Here is a 20,683-nt window from a genome sequence, read left to right as displayed (position 1 = left end):
GTCACTGTGGGAGCAACCTTGCTCCCACAGATTCAGCGCTGCATTCAGACCGGCTGCAACTTCTGCTCGAACACCGCAACACCCTCCAGATCCCGCAACACCATGCTCATCTCCCCGCTCTGCCCATCAATATTCACCTCTCCGAAAAACTGAAAACCGGCAAACGGTGAAGCGTTTTGCGTCGGGGGCGCTTTGTGAAACACCACTTGCGGGCCAAAGGTCTTGTCCAGCGGATTGGGTCCGAAACTGCCGGCGTTCAACGGTCCTGCGACAAACTCCCAGAATGGTTCGAAATCCTGGAACGCCGCGCGATCAGGGTGATAGTGATGCGCCGCGCAGTAATGCACGTCCGCCGTCAGGAACACGAAATTGCGCACCTGCTGCGCGCGCAAAAAGCCCAGCAGTTCGGCGATTTCCAGCTCACGTCCCTGCGCCGGGCCAGGGTCGCCGTTGGCGACCGCTTCCCAGCGCGCAACACCGGGACTGACCTCGCCATCCGGCACGCCAAGACCAATCGGCATGTCGGCGGCGATGACTTTCCACTGGGCTTTAGAGGCCTTCAATCCGCGCTTGAGCCAGTTCAGTTGCTCACGCCCGAGGAACGGTTTTTCCGCCCCGAGATTGTCATCGTTGGCGCCGCGATAACTGCGCATGTCGAGCACGAACACATCGAGCATCGGCCCGTAACTGAGCTTGCGATAGATCCGCCCGCCGCCATCGGCTGCCTGCAAACGCATCGGCGAATATTCGAGCCAGGCCTGGCGCGCACGACCGACCAGGGTGTGGATATTTTTTTCCTGATAACGCTCGTCGAGCTGTTTGCCCGGCGACCAATTGTTGACCACCTCATGGTCGTCCCACTGCCAGATCTGCGGCACTTCGGCATTGAAGCGGCGGACGTTTTCGTCCATCAGGTTGTAGCGGTAATTGCCGCGATAATCGTCGAGGGTCTGGGCGACTTTGCTCTTGGCCTCCGTGGTGAGGTTACGCCAGATCCGGCCACCCTCCGTGGTCAGTTGCGCCGGCACCGGGCCGTCGGCATAGATGGTGTCGCCGCTGTGGATAAAGAAGTCCGGCAGGCGCATGCGCATGGCTTCATAGATGCGCATGCCGCCGATATCGGGGTTGATGCCGAAGCCCTGGCCGACGGTGTCGCCGCTCCACACGAAGCGGATATTGCGCCGCGCGGTCGGTGCACTGCGCAAGTGACCGAGCCACGGTTCGCTGGCGACGCCGGTGCGGGCGTCCTTGAAATACACGCGGTAGAAAATCGCCTGATCGGCGGGCAGCCCGGTAAGTTCGACGCGAGCGGTGAAATCGCTGCGGGCATCGGCCAGTGCCGAGACGACCCGGCGCGGATGGCGGAACTGGCTGCGGGTGTCCCACTCCACCACCATCTGCGCCGGGCGGTCGGCGCGGCTCCAGATCATCGCCCGGTCGCCCTGCAAGTCGCCGGATTGCACGCCGTCAGTGAGTTGCGGTCGATCCTTGACCGACGCGATCACGGCCGGCGCCAGCCCCGGCATCAGCAGTCCGGCACCGACGGCTTGCATCACGCGCCGGCGACCGGGATTGAAATCGCTCATGGTGTTCTCCCTGAAAAAAGGAAAACTTAAGCACTGCTAGATGAAAGGGGTGTGACACCTCACGCCTTCGCGGGCTCCAGCGCCAGCTCCACGGCTTCCGGCCGCTTGACCAGCGCGTACACCACCGCCGTCAGCAGACTGCCCGCGACAATCGCCAGCAGGTACAACAGCGCATGGTTGATCGCGTTCGGAATCGCCAGCACGAACAGCCCACCGTGCGGCGCCATCAGCTTGCAGCCGAAATACATCGACAGCGCACCGGTCAACGCACCGCCGGCAATGCTCGCCGGGATCACCCGCAACGGGTCTTTCGCGGCAAACGGAATCGCCCCTTCGGAGATGAAGCACAACCCGAGCACCAGCGCCGCTTTACCGGCTTCGCGCTCAGTCTGGGCGAACTTGCGCCGGGCGATGAACGTGGCGATGCCCAGACCAATCGGCGGCACCATGCCGGCGGCCATGGTCGCGGCCATCGGTGCGTAACTCTGCGAGGCCAGCAGCCCCACCGAGAATGCATACGCAGCCTTGTTGATCGGCCCGCCGAGATCGACGCACATCATGCCGCCCAGCAGCACACCGAGCAGAATCGCGTTGGTGGTGCCCATGCTGTCGAGGAAATGCGTCAGCGCCGCGAGCATCCCGGCCACCGGTTTGCCGACCACGTAAATCATCACCAGTCCGGTGAACAGACTGGCGAACAACGGGATGATCAGAATCGGCTTCAGCGCCTCCAGACTTTGCGGCAACGCGACATAACGACTGATCGCCTTGGCCGCGTAGCCTGCGATAAAACCGGCAACGATCCCGCCAATGAAACCGGCGCCCAGGGTGCTCGCCAGCAAACCACCGATCATGCCCGGCGCGAGTCCGGGGCGGTCGGCAATCGACCAGGCGATGTAACCGGCCAGCAACGGCACCATCAATTTGAACGCGGTCTCGCCACCGATCTGCATCAGCGCCGCCGCCAGCGTGCCTTCTTCCTTGAACGCGGTGATGCCGAACACGAACGACAAGGCGATCATCAGACCACCCGCCACCACCATCGGCAGCATGAACGACACACCGGTCAGCAGGTGTTTGTAGACGCCGCTTTTCTCTTGTTTGGCCGGGGCCTTGCCGTCGCTCGCAGCGCTTTCCTGCTTGCCTTCGGCCAGGGCTTTTTTCAGCGTGGCTTCGGACTGCTTCAACGCAATCCCGGTGCCGCAGCGATAGATTTTCTTGCCGGCGAAACGCTCGGTCGCGACTTCGATATCGGCCGCCAGCAGCACCACGTCAGCCTCGGCGATGGCTGCCGCACTCAGCGGATTTCGCGCGCCGACCGAGCCCTGGGTTTCGACTTGCAGGTCGTAGCCCAGACGCTTGGCAGCCTGCTGCAAGGCTTCGGCGGCCATGAAGGTGTGGGCGACGCCGGTCGGGCACGCAGTGACCGCGACCAGTCGCGGCGCTTGCGCGCTGGCAACCACCGGCGGCGCTTCGGCAGCGACGTAAACCTCGGCCTCGACGGCGCCACGCCGCAGTACTTCTTCGACATCCTGCAGGGCTTGCGCCGGTGCAATCCGAAAGACTTTCTTGCCGATGAACCGGGTCATGTCCACCGGTCCCGTGGCCACCAGCAACACCCACTCGGCAGCCTCGATGGTGGCCGCCGACAATTCACGTTCCGGGTGCGCCGCGTCCACCACTTCGACGCTGGTGCTCCAGCCCTGACGCTGGGCCGCGGCATCCAGCAGCCGGGCGCACAGCACACTGGTGACCATGCCGTTCGGGCAGGCCGTGACAATGGCTAACTTCATGACAAACCCTCTTATTGTTCTGTCAGGGGGCGCACGCGCACGCCCTGTTCGAGCTGCGCCAGTTGCGCGGCATCGTGAATACCGAAACCGATCTGGGTCACCGCCTGCGCCGCAATCGCGGTGGCCGTGCGCAGGGTTTGCTCCGGCGTGTCGGCGCTGAGCAGACCGTGGAGCATGCCGGCCAGCAACGAATCGCCGGCCCCGACCGTGCTGGCGACGCTGACTTTCGGCGGCGTCGCATGCAGCGCCGAGCCGACGCTGAACCAGTTCACACCGTCGGCGCCGTGGGAAATCACCACATGCTCGATGCCCTGGGCGTGCAACCGATTGGCCGCTTCAGCCTGAGACGCGTGGGACACCACTTCACAACCCAGCGCATCGGCCAGCTCTTCGGTATTCGGTTTGATCAACCATGGACCGGCCTTGAGCGCTGCGCGCAAAGCTTCGCCGCTGGTGTCCAGAGCGACTTTCAGGCCCAACGTTTTCAAGCGTCCGACCAGTTCGCGCAACCACTGTGCAGTGACTCCGCGCGGCAAGCTGCCCGCAACTACAACCGCGTCATGCCCCGGCGCGATCTGCACCAGTCGATCCAGCAACGCCTGTTGCGCCACTACGCCGACCACCGGCCCCGGGCCGTTGATGTCGGTGATGCGTCCATCCTGCTCAGCGACCTTGATGTTGCTGCGGGTTTCGCCGGGCACCCGGATAAACGCATCGGTGAAGCCACGTTTGGCGAACAGGGTTTCGAAGGCTTGCAGATTGTCTTCGCCGAGAAAGCCGCTGACCGTCAGTTCATGACCGAGGTCGGCCAGCACTTGTGCGACGTTGACGCCCTTGCCGGCGGCGTGGGTATGCATCTCGTCGCTGCGATTGACCTGACCGGCCTCCAGACGTGGCAACTGCACCGTAAGGTCCAGCGCCGGGTTGAGGGTCAGGGTGAGAATCTTGGCCATTACAGGGCCTCCACTAATGCGCGCACTTCGTTGGCGCTGCCCACGGCCAGGGCTTGTTGAGCAAGGGTTTGCGATTGCGTCAGGCTGAGTTCGCGGATGCGCGCCTTGACCTCGGCGATGCTGCGCCCGGAGACGCTCAGTTCATCCACACCGAGGCCGACCAGCACCGGCACCGCCAGCGGATCCGCCGCCAGCTCGCCGCACACACCGACCCATTTGCCATGGGCATGGGCCGCGCGCACGGTGATGTCGATCAGTTGCAGCACCGCCGGGTGCAGGCCGTCAGCCTGGGCGGACAGGGTCGGATGACCACGGTCGATGGCCAGGGTGTATTGGGTCAGGTCGTTGGTGCCGACGCTGAAGAAATCCACTTCCTTGGCCAGGACCGGCGCCAGCAAGGCGGCGGACGGCACTTCAATCATGATCCCCAGTTGCAGGTCAGCAACCGGGATTTCCAGGCGCAGCCGTTCGGTCATGTCGCGGGCCTGACGCCACTCTTCGACGCTGCCGACCATCGGGAACATGATCCGCAATGGTCGGTTGTCCGCCGAACGCAGCAAGGCGCGCAACTGCGCTTCCATGATCTGCGGACGCTGCAAGGTCAGGCGAATCCCGCGTACGCCGAGGAACGGGTTTTCTTCCTTGGCGATCGGCCAGTACGGCAGCGGTTTGTCGCCGCCGACATCGAGGGTGCGCACCACCAGCGGCCGACCGGCGAGGCCGTCGAGGACGCGGCGGTATTCGGCTTCCTGGGTCGCCTCGTCCGGCGCCTGTGGATGAGCCATGAAAATCAGTTCGGTGCGCAACAGACCGATGCCTTCGGCGCCCTGCTCCACCGCGCTGATCACACCGGCGCTTTCACCGATGTTGGCGAACACTTCCACGGCGTGGCCATCGGTAGTGTGCGCCGGTTGATGGCGTTGTTCGGCGGCGGCTTTCAGGCGTTGTTCGCGGGTGTCGCGCTCCTCGCTGGCGCGTTGCAGGGTCGCTGCATCCGCGTCCACATGCAGGCGACCGCGCTGGCCGTCGAGCAGCAGCGGCGTGCCCGGTTTCAGCAGCAATACCGCAGCGCCCGCGCCGACCAGCGCCGGAATCCCCAACGCGCGAGCCACGATGGCACTGTGCGCGGTGGCGCCGCCACGGGCGGTGAGAATCCCCGCGACCCGTGCCGGATCCAGACGCGCTACGTCGGACGGGCCGACCTCATCCATCACCAGAATGTACGGTTGCTCAGGCTCGGCGGGCGTCTGTACGCCACACAGTTGCGCCAGCACCCGGCGGCCAATGTCGCGCAGGTCGGCGGCACGTTCAGCGAGCAACGCGTCCTGCAACGCTTCCTGTTGTTTCGCGGCGGCCTCGATCACGGCCATCCAGGCTGCTTCGGCGCTTTCGCCCTGCTTGAGGCGAGTGTCGACTTCGTCGGTGAGTTCCGGGTCGTCGAGCATTTCCTGGTGGGTGATGAAAATCTCGCGGATCGCCTTGGCCTTGCTGCGTTCGATCAGGCCTTGAATGTCCTGACGCACGTCGGCCAGCGCTTGCTTGAGACGCTCGCGCTCGATGGCAGCGGACTCGCCGCGCAACGGGTAATCGATGGTTTGCTGGACCTGAATGTGCGCCGGGCCGATGGCGATGCCGGGGGCGGCAGGGATCGCTTGCAGCAGACTGCCGGAGGCCGGGGCAGTCAGCACTTCTGCAATGTCCGTAATCACTTCACGCTGTTGACTGACTGCGGGCAACGGTTCGACTTCTTCGCCGAGGCCTTCTTCGATGGCGGCCAGCAACGCCGGCAATGCGTCAGCGGCGATGCTCGGTTCGGCGATAATTTCCAGCACCTGCCCGCGACGGGCGCCGAGGCTCAGCAGTTTGCTCAGGCTTTTCACCGATACCGCGCTGTCCTGACCGTCGACGATGCGCACACGGATTTCGCCGTCAAAACTCTTCGCCAGTTGCGCGAGGATCTTCGCCGGCCGCGCGTGCAGACCATGGGCGTTGGCCAATGCGATACGCGCACTCGGCCAGTCGGCCGGCAACTCACCGCCGAGCACCTCGAGGACTTTGCGGCTGCTGGTGGCGCGGCCCAGTTCATGGCCGCGACCTTCGATCAGCAACGCGCACAACCGCTCAAGCAACGCCTGATGCGCTTCACCGAGACTGGCCAGACAGAACAGACCGCTGAGCGGCTGGCCGAGGTAGCGCATCGGTTTGTCCGGCGTGACGAACGCCAGCCCTGGACGCTTCACGGTCTGTTCGCTGTGCAGCCACCACAGGCCATCGCCCAGCGGCAGCGCTTCAACTTGCTGCAACACCCCTGCGAAACCGTTGCTCACGCAATCGGCCTGGCGCAGCAGACGTGCCCCGCGCCAGACCAATTCTTCGAAATCGTCGGCGGAAACCCCGAGGCCAATCATCTGCGCATCCAGCGCCAGCTCTTGCGGCGCGCCTTGCAGCAGTTTCAGCAGCGCTTCGGGCGAACTCGCGCGGCGCAGGGCCTGACCCAGATCGGTCTCGCCGAGGGCGCGGGTCAGCAGTTGCAGCAGGCGCAGGTGTTCGTCGGATTTGGCGGCGATGCCGATGGCCAGATAAACGATCTGGCCATCGCCCCAGTCCACGCCGTCGGGAAACTGCATCAGGCGCACGCCGGTGGCGAACACCTGATCGCGGGTTTCGGGCGTGCCGTGGGGGATCGCAATGCCTTGGCCGAGGAAGGTCGAACCCTGAGCCTCCCGGGCCTGCAGGCCGGCGAGGTATCCGTCGGCGACCAGACCATCGGCGACCAGATGACTGGCCAGCAATTGCAAAGCGGCGGGTTTATCCACAGCCGACTGGCCCATGGATATCTGCTCTACAGTGAGCTCGAGCATGCGATCTCCTTTTTGGCGCGGTGGTGCGCCAGGTATTGTTTTGAATGGTTGCAGCTTAGGCGCTGTAGGCCATCCTTTTCAGGAGGCAGTTTTGGCGGTTTCACGGCAGAACCGGCCAAAGGCGTCTAAAACGTAGAAAATACGCTTGCTGAAACGTTTAATCTAGATTGATCGGCACGTTACTCGATAATGTCCCATCCTTGAAGTCCAACTTGTCGGATGCGCTGCGACAATGGTCGCCTGCCTGAATCGGGTAGGATTGGCGAAAATGTCGCGGCAAGCTCGAAAAAAAAGGAAATCCCGGGTTGAAACTCAGTGATATCGCGCGGTTGGCCGGAGTGTCCGTGACCACCGCCAGCTACGTCATCAACGGCAAGGCCGAACAGCAACGCATCAGCACCGCCACCGTCGAGCGGGTGCGGGCGGTGGTCGATCTGCACGGCTTTACCCCCAATCCACAGGCGGCCGGGCTGCGCAGTCGGCACACCCGGACCCTGGGTTTTATCCTGCCGGATCTGGAAAACCCCAGTTACGCGCGGATCGCCAAACTGCTGGAGCAAGGCGCCCGTGCGCGGGGCTATCAGCTGCTGATCGCCAGCTCCGACGATGCACCGGACAGCGAGCGGCAACTGCTGCAACTGTTCCGCGCCCGACGCTGCGATGCGTTGATCGTCGCCAGTTGTCTGCCGGCCGGTGACGACAGTTATCGCCAGTTGCAGGCCAAGGGTCTGCCGATCATTGCCATCGACCGGGTGATGGATGCCGAGCATTTCTGTTCGGTGGTCAGCGATGACCGCGAAGCCAGCCTGCACCTGACCGAAAGCCTGCTCGACCCGCAGCCGAAACAGATCGTGCTGCTGGGCGCCCGCCCGGAACTGAGCATCAGCCAGGAACGTGAAGCCGGGTTCAAGCAAGCCCTGGCCGGGTTCAAGGGCGAAGTGCTGATCGAACACGCCGAGTCCTTCAGCCGCGAGTGCGGCAAGCAGTTGATGGAAGAACTCCTGCAACGCCTCGGGCATTTGCCGGATGCGCTGGTGACCACGTCCTACGTACTGTTGCAGGGCGTGTTCGACGCGCTGCATGACTTCCCGTTAAAAAACCGTCCGCTGCGCCTCGGCACATTCGGCGACACCCAGTTGCTCGACTTCCTGCCGCTGCCGGTCAACGCCATGGCCCAGCAGCACCAGTTGATCGCCGACAAGGCGCTGGAACTGGCACTCGCAGCGGTCGAGCAATCGGACTATCAGTCTGGCGTGCAAGCCATTGCCCGTACCTTCAAGCAGCGTATTCACCGGGATTGAGCCGTGGAGCTGATCGACAGCCACACCCATCTGGACTTCCCCGACTTCGACGCCGACCGCGCGGCGCTGCTCACCGAAAGCCGCGCCCTCGGGGTGCGGCGAATGGTGGTGCTCGGGGTCTACGAGGGGAACTGGCAGCGGGTGTGGGATCTGGTGCAAAGCGACGCCGATTTGTACGCTGCGTTCGGATTGCATCCGGTCTATCTCGATCAGCATCGGCCTGAAGACCTGCATGCACTGGGCGATTGGCTGACACGGCTGAAGGGTCATCGGCAGCTGTGTGCGGTCGGCGAAATCGGCCTGGACTACTTCATCGAAACCCTCGACCGCGAACGCCAGCAAGCGCTTTTCGAGGCACAACTACAATTGGCGGCAGATTTTGAACTGCCGGCATTGATCCATGTGCGGCGCAGCCATGCGGCGGTGATCGCCACGCTCAAGCGCTTCAAGCTCAAACGCGCCGGCATCATTCACGCCTTCGCAGGCAGCCGTGAAGAAGCGCGGGAATACATCAAGCTCGGTTTCAAACTGGGTCTTGGCGGTGCGCCAACCTGGCCGCAGGCGTTGCGCATGCACCGGGTGCTGGCCGACTTGCCGCTGGATTCGGTGGTATTGGAAACCGACTCACCGGACATGGCACCCGCCATGTTCCCCGGCGTGCGCAATACGCCGGCGCATTTGCCGGCGATCTGCACGTCACTCGCCGCTTTGATGAACATCGATCCGGAACAACTGGCCGCCGCCAGTACGGCTAACGCTTGCCAACTGTTTCACTGGTAAACAGTCGGCAGGACACGTCAAACCCGGAACGCGCTGATCAATTGCTTCAACTCGACCACCTGCGCCGACAACGCGCGGCTGGCATCTTCGGTCTGATGCGCGCCTTCTGCGGTGCGCTCACCGGCACGGTTGATCTCGACGATGTTCTGGTCAATGTCGTGGGCCACGGCGGTCTGCTGCTCGACGGCGGCGGCGATTTGCTGATTCTGGTCGACGATCATGCCGACAGCGCCGAGGATGTTTTCCAGCGCCTGCTGGACCTTTTCTGACTGCCCCACCGTGCCGTTGGCCATCTGATGGCTGACGCCCATGGCCTTCACCGCCGCACCGACGCCACCGTGAAGCTTGGCGATCATCTGCTCGATTTCTTCGGTCGATTGCTGAGTGCGTTTGGCCAGCGTCCGGACTTCGTCAGCGACCACGGCAAAACCGCGCCCCTGTTCGCCAGCCCGCGCAGCCTCGATCGCGGCATTGAGCGCCAGCAGGTTGGTCTGTTCGGCGATGCTCTTGATCACTTCCAGAACGCGGCTGATCGACTGACTGTCGCTGGCCAACTGGTTGATCACCAGCACCGACTGATCGATTTCGCTCGCCAGTGCCGCGATGCTGCCCTGCTGCGATTCCACCAGTCCGCGACCACTGATGGTTTCGTCGTTCACGCTGTGGGCGCTGCTGACCGCGGCCGCCGCACTGCGTGCCACCTCCAGCGACGTTGCCGACATCTGGTTCATCGCCGTCGCCACTTGTTCGATCTGTGTGCGTTGCCCGGCGACCGCCTGATTGCTTTGCGCCGAGACGTTTTCCACCTGCCCCGCCTGCCGCTCGACCTCGCCAACGGTGTGGCCGACCCGTTCGATCAGGTCATGGATCTTCCTCACCGTACCGTTGAACACTTCGCCCAACTCGCCGAGTTCATCGCGGCTGTTGGCGCGGAAATTCACCGTCATGTCGCCTGCCGCCACCTTGTCCATCATTGCGCCGAGGTTTTTCAGGGTGGCGCGGGTCGAGGCATAGAAGCCACCGTAGAGATAGAAAATCAGCACGAACACCAGCGACAACGCCACGGCTTGCAGCACCATGTGCGTACGATTTTGCCCCAGGCGCTGTTGCAATTGGGTGTCGAGGAATTTCAGGGTGGCGTCGTTGAGCTGATAGGTCTGGTCCATCAGCCCGGTGACCTGGTCATAAAACCCCTGCCATGGAGCGTCGAGGGTTTCGGCCATCACCACTTGTTCTTCGATCAGTGTGCCGGCCTGTTTCAGCGATGCCTTGCTGGCATCGGCCGGTGCACTCAGGGAATCACGGGCGGCTTTGCTGGAGCCCAGCGCGTCCTGCAATTTCAGGCCATATTCGGCCTGAAGTTTTTCGATCTGCACCAGCAACTCGTCGAAGCGGGTGCTCGACGAACTGTTGAGAAAGCCCTGGCCCAATGAATACGAGCCCATCGCCCGACCTTCGCCCAAGGCCTGGGTGATGGCCGGCGTGGTCGCGGTGATCAGCTCGCTGAGCTGGCGTATGTCGCTCTGATTGTCGCGACTCAATCCGGCCTGACTGGCCACGATCTGGCTGAAAATCTGCGCATTGCCCAGCAGTTTGCCGATCAGCGCACTTTTGCTTTGCAGGGAGTTTTCCGCTTGCTGGGCCTTGAAGGCGGCGATCATTTCATCGCGCTTGGTCTCGAAGAACTTGATCTGCTCCGGATCCTCCGTCATGGGCGTCAGCCCTTGCAGGCGCGCCAGGACGTTTTGCTCAAGGCTGGTGATCTGCGCCTCGACATTGCCGGCCTTGCCGGACTGGCCGAGGGTGACATTGATCTGCACCAGATTGTTGAGGGTTTCCAGATCCCGGCGCAGGGTCAGGCTGCTGCCCAGCAGATCGAGGCTCTGCAGCTCCACCCGGGTGCCCTGGAATTCACGGTAGGAATCGCGCACCAGATAGAAATTGGTCACCAGCATCGGCACCAGGAACAGCACGCTGATCAGGCTGAACTTCATGCCGAAGCTCAAGCGGTTCATCAGCGAGACGGCGGGATAGAGCAAGCTCTTCACTGGAAGTCTCCCTTGGTTTTTTCTTGTTTTTATTGGCAGGCGCGGGGCGACAGCAGATAGCCACTATCGGGCGCCATCTCTGTATAGCTCAAATCGAAGGGAGGTTTTGTAACTTAAGGTTAACGAGGGGGATTGCCCCCCTCGTCACGCGAACGGCCTACGCCAGCACTGTCCACAGGGCAAATCCGGCATACCACAACACCGCCGCCCGCAGCAGCAGTTCCCACAGGCAGTCGAGGGTGTTGATGCCTTCGGGACCAACAGCGGCCGGCGGGATTTCCCCGGCAGCCAGCCCGACCTTGTTGATCAGTTGGGCGGCGCTGATGTTCCAGTTCAGCAGTTCGTGCAGCATCACCCGGCTGACCGCGACGAAGTTGCCGACCAGAGCAAGACTCGCCGCCAGCAGGCGTACCGGCACCCAGTCGAAGGCGTGGCGCAGTTGCCCTGCCCGTTCCGCCACCGCCGGGTTCTGGGCATTTTCTTCCGCCAGCGCCAGCAAGCGATAGCTCAGCGCCGCGACCGGGCCGAGCAGGAAGTACCAGAAAATCACCGCAAAGAAACTCTGGTAGGCCTGCCACAACAGATGCCGTTGCACTTGCTCCAGCAATTGCTCGCCGCTTTCGGCGCAGATGTTCAGATCACGCTTGGCCACATGGGCGGCGGCCTGCAGATCCTCACGGCGCCAGGCGTCGCGAAACGGCCCGAGTTCGCCGAGCAGGTCACCCCGCCCCAGGCTGTAAATCACCACCAGCAAATGCACCGGCAACGCCAGCAGACCGTAGGCCACCGGGTCCAGCACCACCAGCAGCAATCCCAGCAGCGCTACCGGCAACAGAACCAGAACGGTCAGCACCAGCCACGGCTGTTTGGCCAGCCCGCCGGTTTCCAGCTTGTGCAGTTCGCGGATCCATCCGCCATCGCGTTGAACCCGTTGGCGCAGGGCCGAGAACTTCTCGATCCATACCGCCAGCAGTAACACCAGAAAACTCATTGTCCTTCCTCTTGTGCCAGGGCGGCGCGGTAGCGTGCCCAGTCGAATGCGGGTCCGGGGTCGGTCTTGCGTCCGGGGGCGATGTCGCTGTGCCCGCAGATGCGCTCGACGGTGATCGCCGGAAACGCCGCCTGTATCTGCCGGGTCAGCACGGTCAGCGCCTGGTACTGCGCATCGGTGAACGGCAGATCATCGGTGCCTTCCAGCTCGATGCCTACGGAAAAATCGTTACAGGTTTCCCGTCCCTCGAACACCGAAACGCCGGCATGCCAGGCACGCTCAAGACAGGAGACAAACTGGGTCACCTTGCCGTCACGTTCGATCAGAAAATGCGCAGACACGCGCAGGTCGGCGATCCCGGCAAAGTAGGGATGTTCCGTGACATCCAGACGATTCTGGAAAAATTCCTGCACCTTGCCGGTGGCGAACTGCGCCGGCGGCAGGCTGATGTTGTGGATGACCAACAGGGAGACTTCGCCCGCCGGGCGTTCATTGAAGTTGGGCGAAGGGCAGACCTGCACCCCGTGACACCACCCGCTTGCGGGATCCAACTGCATACCGATTCCTTCAACGCCGACTGTGTTGGCGACCAGTATGCCGTGATCGGCTCCCGGCGCGCGATCACTTGCCGCGATTGAGCCGCCGCAGATTGCCGATTACCGACTCCAGCGCACGGTCGAACAACAAGGTGTCGTCCAGCGTCCGCACCGCGCCGCGACGGAATGCCAGGGCCAGTTCAGTGCGGTCGCGCTCCAGCACTTTCATCCCGGTGCGGTCGACGAACACGTACTTGTTGGTGGCCTCGATGATCGCCGCCAGCTTGCAGCGCAGGGTGTGTTCTTCGTCTTCTTCGAACGCCACCCAACTGCCCAGGCGCAACTGATCGACCTGACGCAAACCTGCGTCGTCGGCCGGCAAACGCGCCGGCGTGCGTGGCTGAAGGCCATCGTCGGCCATCTGCAAGACAATCGCCTGCGACACTTCAATCATTTCCGGCAATGCGGTTTGATCCGGCTCGCTGGACGGTTCGAGCAGGCGCACATGCAGCGCTTCCAGTTCACTGAAGAAGCCGCTGGTGGCAAACGGATCGAAGGCCGAACTGCTCAGGCCGTCGCGCAATGACTTGAGCAACCCCGGCACCAGTGCCAGCAGACGCAGACCGGCTTCGGCGTCGTCTTGGCGCTGCACGCTCCAGATCAATTGCTCCATGGTCTGCACGTCGGCCTGCCACTCGGCAGACTGATCGCCGTGCTTGAGGCAGGTCAGCAGCAATACCTTGCTCCAGGCCTCCTGCACGAACGTCACCACCGACGGTGGCAAGACTTTGCCCAGCAACGCCTGATTCAGCGCCTGCTCGACACGCTGGCGGGCCAGTTCGGTTTTCGCCCGGCCCTCTTCGGCATCGCGTAAACGCTGTTCAAGCAATTCGCTGCGACGGCGTTCGTCACTGGTGAACGCGAGGAAGTCCGCCAGCAACTCGGAAAAAATCGCCGGGTCATCGTCGAAATCCGTCAGCAGGCGCTGCACCACTTGCTCGATGCGCAGGTACAGGCTGTCGCGCGCATTGCCGTCACACTCGCCCCAGCCCATCGCCGCTTCGGCGATTTCATTGAGCAGGCGGCGCGCCGGGTGGCTGCTGCGGCTGAAGAAGCTTTTGTCGATCACCGCGACCTTCAACATCGGGATCTGCAACCGGGCGATCAGTGCCTTGAGCGAATCCGGCAGATTGCGATCATCCAGGATGCAGTCGAATACCATCGCCACCAGATTGATCACGTCCTCGTCCGCCCCGCCGACGATTCGTGATTTGCCGCTGCGTACGCTCACTCGGGTCAGCAATTGTTCAAGCTGATGGCGCAGATCGAAATCGTCCTGCACCGCCAGCGCCGGCACGTATTGCTGCAGGTGCGAGAGCAGGCGCAGCAGGTCGCGGGTGGAAATCGGTTGGGCGGGAGCGCTGGGTTCAAGGGTCGGCGCAACGGTGCCGCGCACGTGCAGCAGCAACTCCTGCAACGCGGTGAAGACTTCCTGCACGCCGGCATCGGTCTGGGTTTTGTCGACGCCCTCGAATTCGCTCTGCACGCTGGCCACAGCCTGATCGAGGGCGCGACGGGCCGGCGCCGGCTTGAGCTCGGGCAACACGCCCGTGGCGATCAGCAGTTGATTGGCTTCGGCGTAAAGTTGATCGGTATCGGCCAGCACATAGCGCTCGAACAGTTTGAGCAGGATCAGTTTGACCTTGATCTCCACGCCCAGATTGCGCCCGGCCTGCAGGAAGTATTCGCAAAGCATCGCCGGGCCCAGCGGGTTGTATTGATCGTCCAGGGTCTTGCCCAACAGCGCATTGAATCGCGCGGTCAGTTGGTCGAGGGCGAACCCGTCGCGATTCAGCACGCGGCCGACCATGGTTTCGACCGCGACGTTGCGCTCCATGTCGTCGGTGCGCGCGGTAGTGTCCTCATTCTGCAAGGCATGAGAGAGGACGGTGGGGACGGGATCGAATTGAGTGAGGCCGACAAAGGCTTCGAAAAATTGCTCGAGAAAGCCGCGCTCGATGTTCTTGCGCTTGAGGCGCAGGTCGCGCATGGCTTCGAAGAAAATGTTCTGTTCGACGTCGTTGCGTGCCCGGTCGGCCATTTCGAACAGGGTGTCGTCGGCGTTATCGAACAGTTCCTGCAAACCGTTGCGCAGGCGCTGGGCAGCCTTGTCGCGAACCTGAAGCAGAATCACAGGCAGGCGGGCGAGCGGCGAGTGAGTCGCCTGATCGGTAGTGGCCTTGTGCAGAGGCACTACATTCCCGTCGTTGTGCATCCAAGCCTCCTGAAACGGTGATTCGCCGACGTCAAAGTCATGGCGTCAAATGCAAGGCGGATTATCTTGCAAAAGATGTCCCCGGCGCCAGAGCCGTCAGGGTTTCCCCTATGCGCCGACACCTTGCAGTGACCACGACAGGAACGGGTTTGCTCAAAGAAAATCGACCGGATGCAGCGCTGCGTGGCTGTTCTCGCCTTGGGTTGGCCGACGCCATGCCCCTATAATCGGGCCACTTAGTTTGTGGAGCCCGTTATGCCGAATCTACGTCTCGCCGATTTGACCGCCGAAATCGAAGCCAACGTGCGCCGTGCGTTGCTCGAAGACATCGGCAGCGGCGACATCACCGCGCAACTGATCCCGGCCGAACGCCTGGCCAAAGCCACCATCATCACCCGCGACGCCGCCGTCATCAGTGGCACAGCCTGGGTCGATGCGGTGTTTCGTCAGCTCGATCCACGGGTGGCGGTGCATTGGCAGGTGCGCGATGGCGAACGGGTTTCGCCGAATCAGCCGCTGTTTCATCTGGAAGGCCCTGCCCGTTCGCTGCTGACCGGTGAGCGCAGCGCCCTGAACTTCCTGCAATTGTTGTCAGGCGTAGCGACCCGCGCGCAGTACCTTGCGGACTTCGTTGCCGAGACGTCGGTGAAACTGCTCGACACCCGCAAGACCCTGCCGGGCCTGCGTCTGGCGCAGAAATATGCGGTCACCTGCGGCGGCTGCCATAACCACCGCATCGGCCTGTACGACGCGTTCCTGATCAAGGAAAACCACATCGCCGCCAGCGGTGGCATCCCGCAGGCCATTGCCGCCGCGCACAAGATCGCCCCGGGCAAACCGGTGGAAATCGAAGTGGAAAGTCTGGAGGAGCTGAAGGAGGCGCTGGCCGCCGGTGCCGATATCATCATGCTCGACGAACTGAGCCTCGATGACATGCGCGAAGCCGTGCGCCTGAACGGCGGCAAGGCAAAACTGGAAGCCAGTGGCGGCATCAACGAAAGCACGCTGCTGCCGATCGCTCAGACCGGGGTGGACTACATCTCGATCGGCGCGATGACCAAGGATGTGAAGGCCGTGGACCTGTCGATGCGCCTGAGCATTTAAGGGCAGCGGCAAGATGCGAGCTACAAGCTGCAAGCCAAAGCGGTTGTGCTTTTACTTGTAGCTTGCGGCTTGTAGCTGGCAGCTCTCGTCAAACGACGAGATTGTTCATCTCGCAGTACTCTTCCCACTCGACGCCCAACACTTCAGCCGCTTCCTTGTGCAGCTCCAGGCGCTTGGCCTCGAACTCTTCAGGGGTGCTGGTGTACTTGAGGGTCAATTCCCAAGGCTGCAGACCCTGGGCTTCGGCTTCGTCTTCGAACGCCCACTGGATCTGGTCTTTCTGATCATCGGGACTCAGGTCCTTGATCTCTTCCTTCAGATCCGGAACATCCAGGATGTATTTTCTAAGCGCTTCTTCGTGACGTTGCTCTTGAGTTAATTCGGTCATGGCGTTCTCGCTGATCATGGGAATGGAGGATGGATCTGGATCATCAAGGATCTCTCTGACGCGGACTGTCCGGCCTTCGGAACCATTCGGGATCATCTGAAAACTGCTAAGCGATGCTCATGCAGGCACCGAATATAGGACGTTTGCATGACGAATTACACGGCTCTTTACATCTCTCCCACAAAAAGTTGACCTGTGGAACATAAATGCCGGTTCAAAAGGATTGGGGAGAGGTGGTGCCCGAGACAGGAATCGAACCTGCGACCTTCGCGTTACGAGTGCGCTGCTCTACCGGCTGAGCTACACGGGCGGTGGGCTAAACCTAGCACTGGTCTTGCAGGTCGGCAACTTCGTCGAATGACTCGATATTTCACGGACAAAAAAATGCCCCGCCGTTTTCACGGCGGGGCATTTTCATTGCGCTAGGACTGCGGGTGATTAAACGCCCGAAGCCTTGGCAGCTGCAACGTCTTTGATGGACAGCTTGATACGGCCGCGGTTGTCCACGTCCAGTACCAGCACTTCCACTTCCTGGCCTTCTTTCAGGATGTCGGTCACTTTCTCTACGCGAGCGTCGCTCAGCATCGAGATGTGAACCAGACCGTCCTTGCCCGGCAGGATATTGACGAATGCGCCGAAGTCGACGATGCGCTCAACCTTGCCGACGTAGATCTTGCCGATCTCGGCCTCTGCGGTGATACCCAGAACGCGCTGACGTGCTGCTTCAGCCGCTTCCTTGGTTTCGCCGAAGATCTTGATCGAGCCGTCGTCTTCGATGTCGATCGAAGCCTTGGTCTCTTCGCAGATCGCACGGATGGTCGCGCCGCCTTTACCGATAACGTCACGGATCTTGTCGGTGTCGATCTTCATCGCGATCATGGTCGGAGCGTTGGCCGACAGTTCGGTACGCGACTGGCCGATGATCTGGTTCATCTGACCGAGGATGTTCAGGCGCGCTTCCAGGGCTTGGCCCAGAGCGATTTCCATGATCTCTTCGGTGATGCCCTTGATCTTGATGTCCATCTGCAGCGCGGTCACACCTTTGGCGGTACCGGCAACTTTGAAGTCCATGTCGCCCAGGTGGTCTTCGTCACCCAGGATGTCGGTCAGAACAGCGAATTTCTCGCCTTCTTTAACCAGACCCATGGCGATACCGGCAACCGGCGCCTTCATCGGAACACCAGCGTCCATCAGGGCCAGGGAAGCGCCGCAAACGGAAGCCATCGAGCTCGAACCGTTGGACTCGGTGATTTCCGATACCACACGGATGGTGTACGGGAACACGTCAGCGGCTGGCAGCATCGCCGAAACCGAACGACGGGCCAGACGGCCGTGACCGATTTCACGACGACCGGCGCCACCCATGCGACCACACTCGCCCACCGAGAACGGAGGGAAGTTGTAGTGCAGCATGAACGGGTCTTTTTTCTCGCCTTCCAGAGTGTCCAGCAGTTGTGCGTCACGGGCGGTGCCCAGCGTCGCGACGACCAGAGCCTGGGTTTCACCACGGGTGAACAGTGCCGAACCGTGGGTCTTCGGCAGAACGCCGACTTCGATGTTCAGCGGACGTACGGTGCGGGTGTCGCGACCGTCGATACGTGGCTTGCCGTTAACGATGTTTTCGCGAACGGTGCGGTATTCGATTTCGCCGAAAGCGGCTTTGACGTCGGCAGCCGAAGGTTGGCCTTCTTCACCGGACAGCTTGGCAACAACCTGATCACGCAGCTCGCCCAGACGCGCATAACGGTCGGCCTTGATGGTGATGGTGTAAGCCTGGGAGATCGCTTCGCCGAACTCGGAACGGATAGCAGCCAGCAGCTCGGTGGCTTCTGGAGCAGGTGCCCAGGTCCAGGTTGGCTTGGCAGCTTCGGCAGCCAGTTCTTTAACGGCGTTGATTACGACCTGGAACTCGTCGTGAGCAAACAGTACTGCGCCCAGCATCTGGTCTTCGGTCAGCTCTTTGGCTTCCGATTCAACCATCAGCACGGCGTCCGAAGTACCGGCAACAACCATGTCCAGGCTCGAGGCAGCTTGCTGCTCGTAGGTCGGGTTCAGCAGGTAGCCGGTGCTTTCGTGGAAAGCAACGCGAGCGGCGCCGATCGGGCCGTCGAAAGGAATGCCGGAGATCGCCAGGGCTGCCGAGGTACCGATCATCGCAGCGATGTCCGGATCGGTCTTTTTGCTGGTGGAAACGACGGTGCAGACAACCTGCACTTCGTTCATGAAACCTTCCGGGAACAGCGGACGGATCGGACGGTCGATCAGTCGGGAAGTCAGGGTTTCCTTCTCGGAAGGACGGCCTTCACGCTTGAAGAAACCGCCAGGGATCTTACCGGCAGCGTAAGTCTTTTCCTGGTAGTGAACGGACAGAGGGAAGAAGCCCTTGCCCGGATCGGCTTGCTTGGCACCAACTACGGTCACCAATACGCTGACGTCGTCGTCAACGGTGACCAATACTGCGCCGGAGGCCTGACGGGCGATACGGCCAGTCTCGAGGGTAACGGTCGACTGACCGAACTGGAATTTTTTGATTACCGGGTTCACGGTGTCCTACCTTCTTTGTGGCTCTTGGGGGAACTGGTTTCTTGCGAAATTCTTGGGCAATGCCGGGAATCGGCCCGACGCCTGTCCAGGGTAAAACGTGTATCCAGATAAAACTTGAGGCTGGGAGCCTGCCGGACGCCGGCGGAAACCCGCTGACATCTGACAGACAACCAACCTCATAGCGCAATCGCTGATTAGCGACGCAGACCCAGGCGAGCGATCAGAGCGCTGTAACGGCTCACGTCCTTGCCTTTCAGGTAGTCCAGCAGCTTGCGACGCTGGTTAACCATGCGGATCAGACCACGACGGGAGTGGTGGTCTTTACCGTTGGCCTTGAAGTGACCTTGCAGTTTGTTGATGTTGGCGGTCAGCAGTGCAACTTGCACTTCTGGCGAACCAGTGTCACCAACAGCTTGCTGGTAGTCGGCAACGATTTGAGCTTTTTCTTGAACGTCGAGAGCCATGAGGCAATCCTTTTATCAGGAAACCGTTTCAAAAACAGTTTCAACAGGCCAGGGACAAATCCCTGTATCTATAAATGAGTAGTGACCGTGCCTGTTGACAGCCACACTCGCCGGCCTGCTGTTACACAGACCGGTTTCCGGTCATTCTGACCGAATCAGTCGACGCGGCGCGATGCGCCCGTCTTCGCTCACTTCACCGATACCGATGAAGCGACCGTTGTGATCCTGTACCCGCACCATGCCGAACTTCGGAGCATCCGGGGCACGTACCGGCTGGCCGTTGAGCCAGTAGAACGCGCTCGCTTCCGAGAACTGCAGCAACGGCCAATCCTGCAGGCCGCTGTCCGATGGCATCAGGAAGCGGTCGACCGCTTCGTTGCCGCCTTCGGCATGTACCGCTTCCAGCTCTTCGAGGGTCACGGTCTGCGCCAGGGTGAAAGGCCCGGCCTGGGTACGACGCAGTTCAGCGACGTACGCACCACAACCGAGTTGCTCACCGATATCCTCCACCAGGGTGCGAATATAGGTGCCCTTGCTGCAATCCACCGCAAGACGCGCAGTATCGCCTTCGAAGGCCAGCAATTCCAAGCGCGCAATAGTAACAGAACGCGGTTCGCGCTCCACTACTTCGCCTGCACGGGCCAACTTGTACAGCGGCTGGCCATCACGCTTGAGAGCGGAGTACATCGGCGGTATCTGACTGATTTGCCCACGAAATTTCGGCAGAACCGCTTCAATGTCGGCCTGACCAACGGTCACCGGACGCTCCTGCAAAACCTCACCTTCGGCGTCCGCCGTGGTGGTGGTCTTGCCCAGTTGCGCCAGGGTTTCGTAACCCTTGTCGGAATCGAGCAGATACTGCGAGAACTTGGTCGCCTCGCCAAAGCACAGCGGCAGAACGCCGGTGGCCAGGGGATCGAGACTGCCGGTGTGACCGGCCTTCTCGGCGTTGAGCAACCAGCGGACCTTCTGCAACGCGGCGTTGGAGGTGAACCCCAGCGGCTTGTCGAGCAGGATGATGCCGCTGACGTTACGACGGATACGTTTGACCTGAGCCAC

15 protein-coding genes and 1 tRNA gene are annotated in these 20,683 nt (G+C 61.7%); 3 read left to right on the top strand and 13 right to left on the bottom strand.

Annotated features, from left to right (window positions below; all coding sequences use genetic code 11):
* Positions 1-44 precede the first annotated feature (44 nt).
* Genes AC07XZ_RS20820 through ptsP form a run of 4 tightly spaced genes read right to left on the bottom strand, consistent with a single transcriptional unit; the run spans position 45 to position 7,193 of the window.
* Positions 45-1,586 carry an alkaline phosphatase D family protein gene (locus AC07XZ_RS20820; protein ID WP_102687355.1) on the bottom strand — a complete coding sequence of 514 codons (1,542 nt, stop codon included), beginning with the start codon at positions 1,584-1,586 and terminating at the stop codon, positions 45-47.
* Between the two features lie 59 nt (positions 1,587-1,645).
* Positions 1,646-3,379, bottom strand: a complete 1,734-nt coding sequence (locus tag AC07XZ_RS20815) for a PTS fructose-like transporter subunit IIB (RefSeq protein WP_102687354.1) — start codon at positions 3,377-3,379, stop codon at positions 1,646-1,648.
* An 11-nt stretch (positions 3,380-3,390) separates the two neighbouring features.
* Positions 3,391-4,332, bottom strand: coding sequence for a 1-phosphofructokinase (gene pfkB, locus AC07XZ_RS20810; RefSeq protein ID WP_102687353.1), 942 nt, complete (start codon positions 4,330-4,332; stop codon positions 3,391-3,393).
* Positions 4,332-7,193: a phosphoenolpyruvate--protein phosphotransferase gene (ptsP, locus tag AC07XZ_RS20805; protein WP_102687352.1), complete on the bottom strand. Its 2,862-nt coding sequence runs from the start codon at positions 7,191-7,193 to the stop codon at positions 4,332-4,334. Before ptsP ends, pfkB begins: the two co-directional genes overlap by 1 nt.
* 305 nt (positions 7,194-7,498) lie before the next feature.
* Here ptsP and cra point away from each other — a divergent pair, with 305 nt between their 5' ends.
* Positions 7,499-8,494: a catabolite repressor/activator gene (gene cra / locus AC07XZ_RS20800; RefSeq protein WP_085746890.1), complete on the top strand. Its 996-nt coding sequence runs from the start codon at positions 7,499-7,501 to the stop codon at positions 8,492-8,494.
* A 3-nt stretch (positions 8,495-8,497) separates the two neighbouring features.
* Positions 8,498-9,274, top strand: coding sequence for a TatD family hydrolase (locus tag AC07XZ_RS20795; protein ID WP_102687351.1), 777 nt, complete (start codon positions 8,498-8,500; stop codon positions 9,272-9,274).
* 17 nt (positions 9,275-9,291) lie between these two features.
* Here the strand turns inward: AC07XZ_RS20795 and AC07XZ_RS20790 are convergent, their stop codons facing one another.
* The 4 genes from AC07XZ_RS20790 to AC07XZ_RS20775 all read right to left on the bottom strand — a co-directional run bounded on the left by AC07XZ_RS20790 (position 9,292) and on the right by AC07XZ_RS20775 (position 15,124).
* On the bottom strand, positions 9,292-11,322 hold the full coding sequence (locus tag AC07XZ_RS20790; RefSeq protein ID WP_102687350.1) for a methyl-accepting chemotaxis protein: 2,031 nt from the start codon (positions 11,320-11,322) through the stop codon (positions 9,292-9,294).
* Positions 11,323-11,479: 157 nt separating this feature from the next.
* Positions 11,480-12,313, bottom strand: coding sequence for a regulatory signaling modulator protein AmpE (gene ampE, locus AC07XZ_RS20785; protein ID WP_085608040.1), 834 nt, complete (start codon positions 12,311-12,313; stop codon positions 11,480-11,482).
* Positions 12,310-12,870: a 1,6-anhydro-N-acetylmuramyl-L-alanine amidase AmpD gene (gene ampD / locus AC07XZ_RS20780; RefSeq protein WP_011332414.1), complete on the bottom strand. Its 561-nt coding sequence runs from the start codon at positions 12,868-12,870 to the stop codon at positions 12,310-12,312. Before ampD ends, ampE begins: the two co-directional genes overlap by 4 nt.
* Positions 12,871-12,934: 64 nt before the next feature.
* Entirely contained in the window at positions 12,935-15,124 is a 2,190-nt protein-coding gene (locus AC07XZ_RS20775) for a DUF1631 domain-containing protein (protein ID WP_102687349.1), read from the bottom strand.
* 255 nt (positions 15,125-15,379) lie between these two features.
* Between AC07XZ_RS20775 and nadC the strand changes: the two genes are divergently transcribed.
* Positions 15,380-16,228 (top strand): carboxylating nicotinate-nucleotide diphosphorylase, encoded by an 849-nt coding sequence (gene nadC, locus AC07XZ_RS20770; RefSeq protein ID WP_007953729.1) that lies wholly within the window; start codon positions 15,380-15,382, stop codon positions 16,226-16,228.
* Between the two features lie 88 nt (positions 16,229-16,316).
* On the opposite strand, the gene AC07XZ_RS20765 is transcribed toward nadC, so the two are convergent.
* From AC07XZ_RS20765 to truB, 5 genes are all read right to left on the bottom strand, one after another.
* Positions 16,317-16,616 (bottom strand): DUF6388 family protein, encoded by a 300-nt coding sequence (locus AC07XZ_RS20765; RefSeq protein ID WP_039769697.1) that lies wholly within the window; start codon positions 16,614-16,616, stop codon positions 16,317-16,319.
* A 234-nt stretch (positions 16,617-16,850) separates the two neighbouring features.
* A tRNA-Thr gene (locus tag AC07XZ_RS20760) sits at positions 16,851-16,926 on the bottom strand.
* 128 nt (positions 16,927-17,054) lie between these two features.
* The gene (gene pnp / locus AC07XZ_RS20755) at positions 17,055-19,160 is read right to left on the bottom strand and encodes a polyribonucleotide nucleotidyltransferase (protein WP_011332410.1); all 2,106 of its coding nucleotides are present in this window, start codon (positions 19,158-19,160) and stop codon (positions 17,055-17,057) included.
* A gap of 194 nt (positions 19,161-19,354) precedes the next feature.
* Positions 19,355-19,624 carry a 30S ribosomal protein S15 gene (gene rpsO / locus AC07XZ_RS20750; protein ID WP_011332409.1) on the bottom strand — a complete coding sequence of 90 codons (270 nt, stop codon included), beginning with the start codon at positions 19,622-19,624 and terminating at the stop codon, positions 19,355-19,357.
* A gap of 141 nt (positions 19,625-19,765) precedes the next feature.
* The gene (gene truB, locus AC07XZ_RS20745; protein WP_007953739.1) at positions 19,766-20,683 is read right to left on the bottom strand and encodes a tRNA pseudouridine(55) synthase TruB; all 918 of its coding nucleotides are present in this window, start codon (positions 20,681-20,683) and stop codon (positions 19,766-19,768) included.

The organism is Pseudomonas sp. GW458-11-26-14-LB4, assembly GCF_059423925.1.
This window is presented reverse-complemented; position numbering and strand designations above follow the sequence as displayed.

Bases quoted from the DNA above. Each gene is read 5' to 3' on its own strand.
- AC07XZ_RS20820 (WP_102687355.1), bottom strand. From the start codon at position 1,586: ATGAGCGATTTCAATCCCGGTCGCCGGCGCGTGATGCAAGCCGTCGGT.
- AC07XZ_RS20815 (WP_102687354.1), bottom strand. From the start codon at position 3,379: ATGAAGTTAGCCATTGTCACGGCCTGCCCGAACGGCATGGTCACCAGT.
- pfkB (WP_102687353.1), bottom strand. From the start codon at position 4,332: ATGGCCAAGATTCTCACCCTGACCCTCAACCCGGCGCTGGACCTTACG.
- ptsP (WP_102687352.1), bottom strand. From the start codon at position 7,193: ATGCTCGAGCTCACTGTAGAGCAGATATCCATGGGCCAGTCGGCTGTG.
- ampE (WP_085608040.1), bottom strand. From the start codon at position 12,313: ATGAGTTTTCTGGTGTTACTGCTGGCGGTATGGATCGAGAAGTTCTCG.
- ampD (WP_011332414.1), bottom strand. From the start codon at position 12,870: ATGCAGTTGGATCCCGCAAGCGGGTGGTGTCACGGGGTGCAGGTCTGC.
- AC07XZ_RS20775 (WP_102687349.1), bottom strand. From the start codon at position 15,124: ATGCACAACGACGGGAATGTAGTGCCTCTGCACAAGGCCACTACCGAT.
- nadC (WP_007953729.1), top strand. From the start codon at position 15,380: ATGCCGAATCTACGTCTCGCCGATTTGACCGCCGAAATCGAAGCCAAC.
- AC07XZ_RS20765 (WP_039769697.1), bottom strand. From the start codon at position 16,616: ATGACCGAATTAACTCAAGAGCAACGTCACGAAGAAGCGCTTAGAAAA.
- rpsO (WP_011332409.1), bottom strand. From the start codon at position 19,624: ATGGCTCTCGACGTTCAAGAAAAAGCTCAAATCGTTGCCGACTACCAG.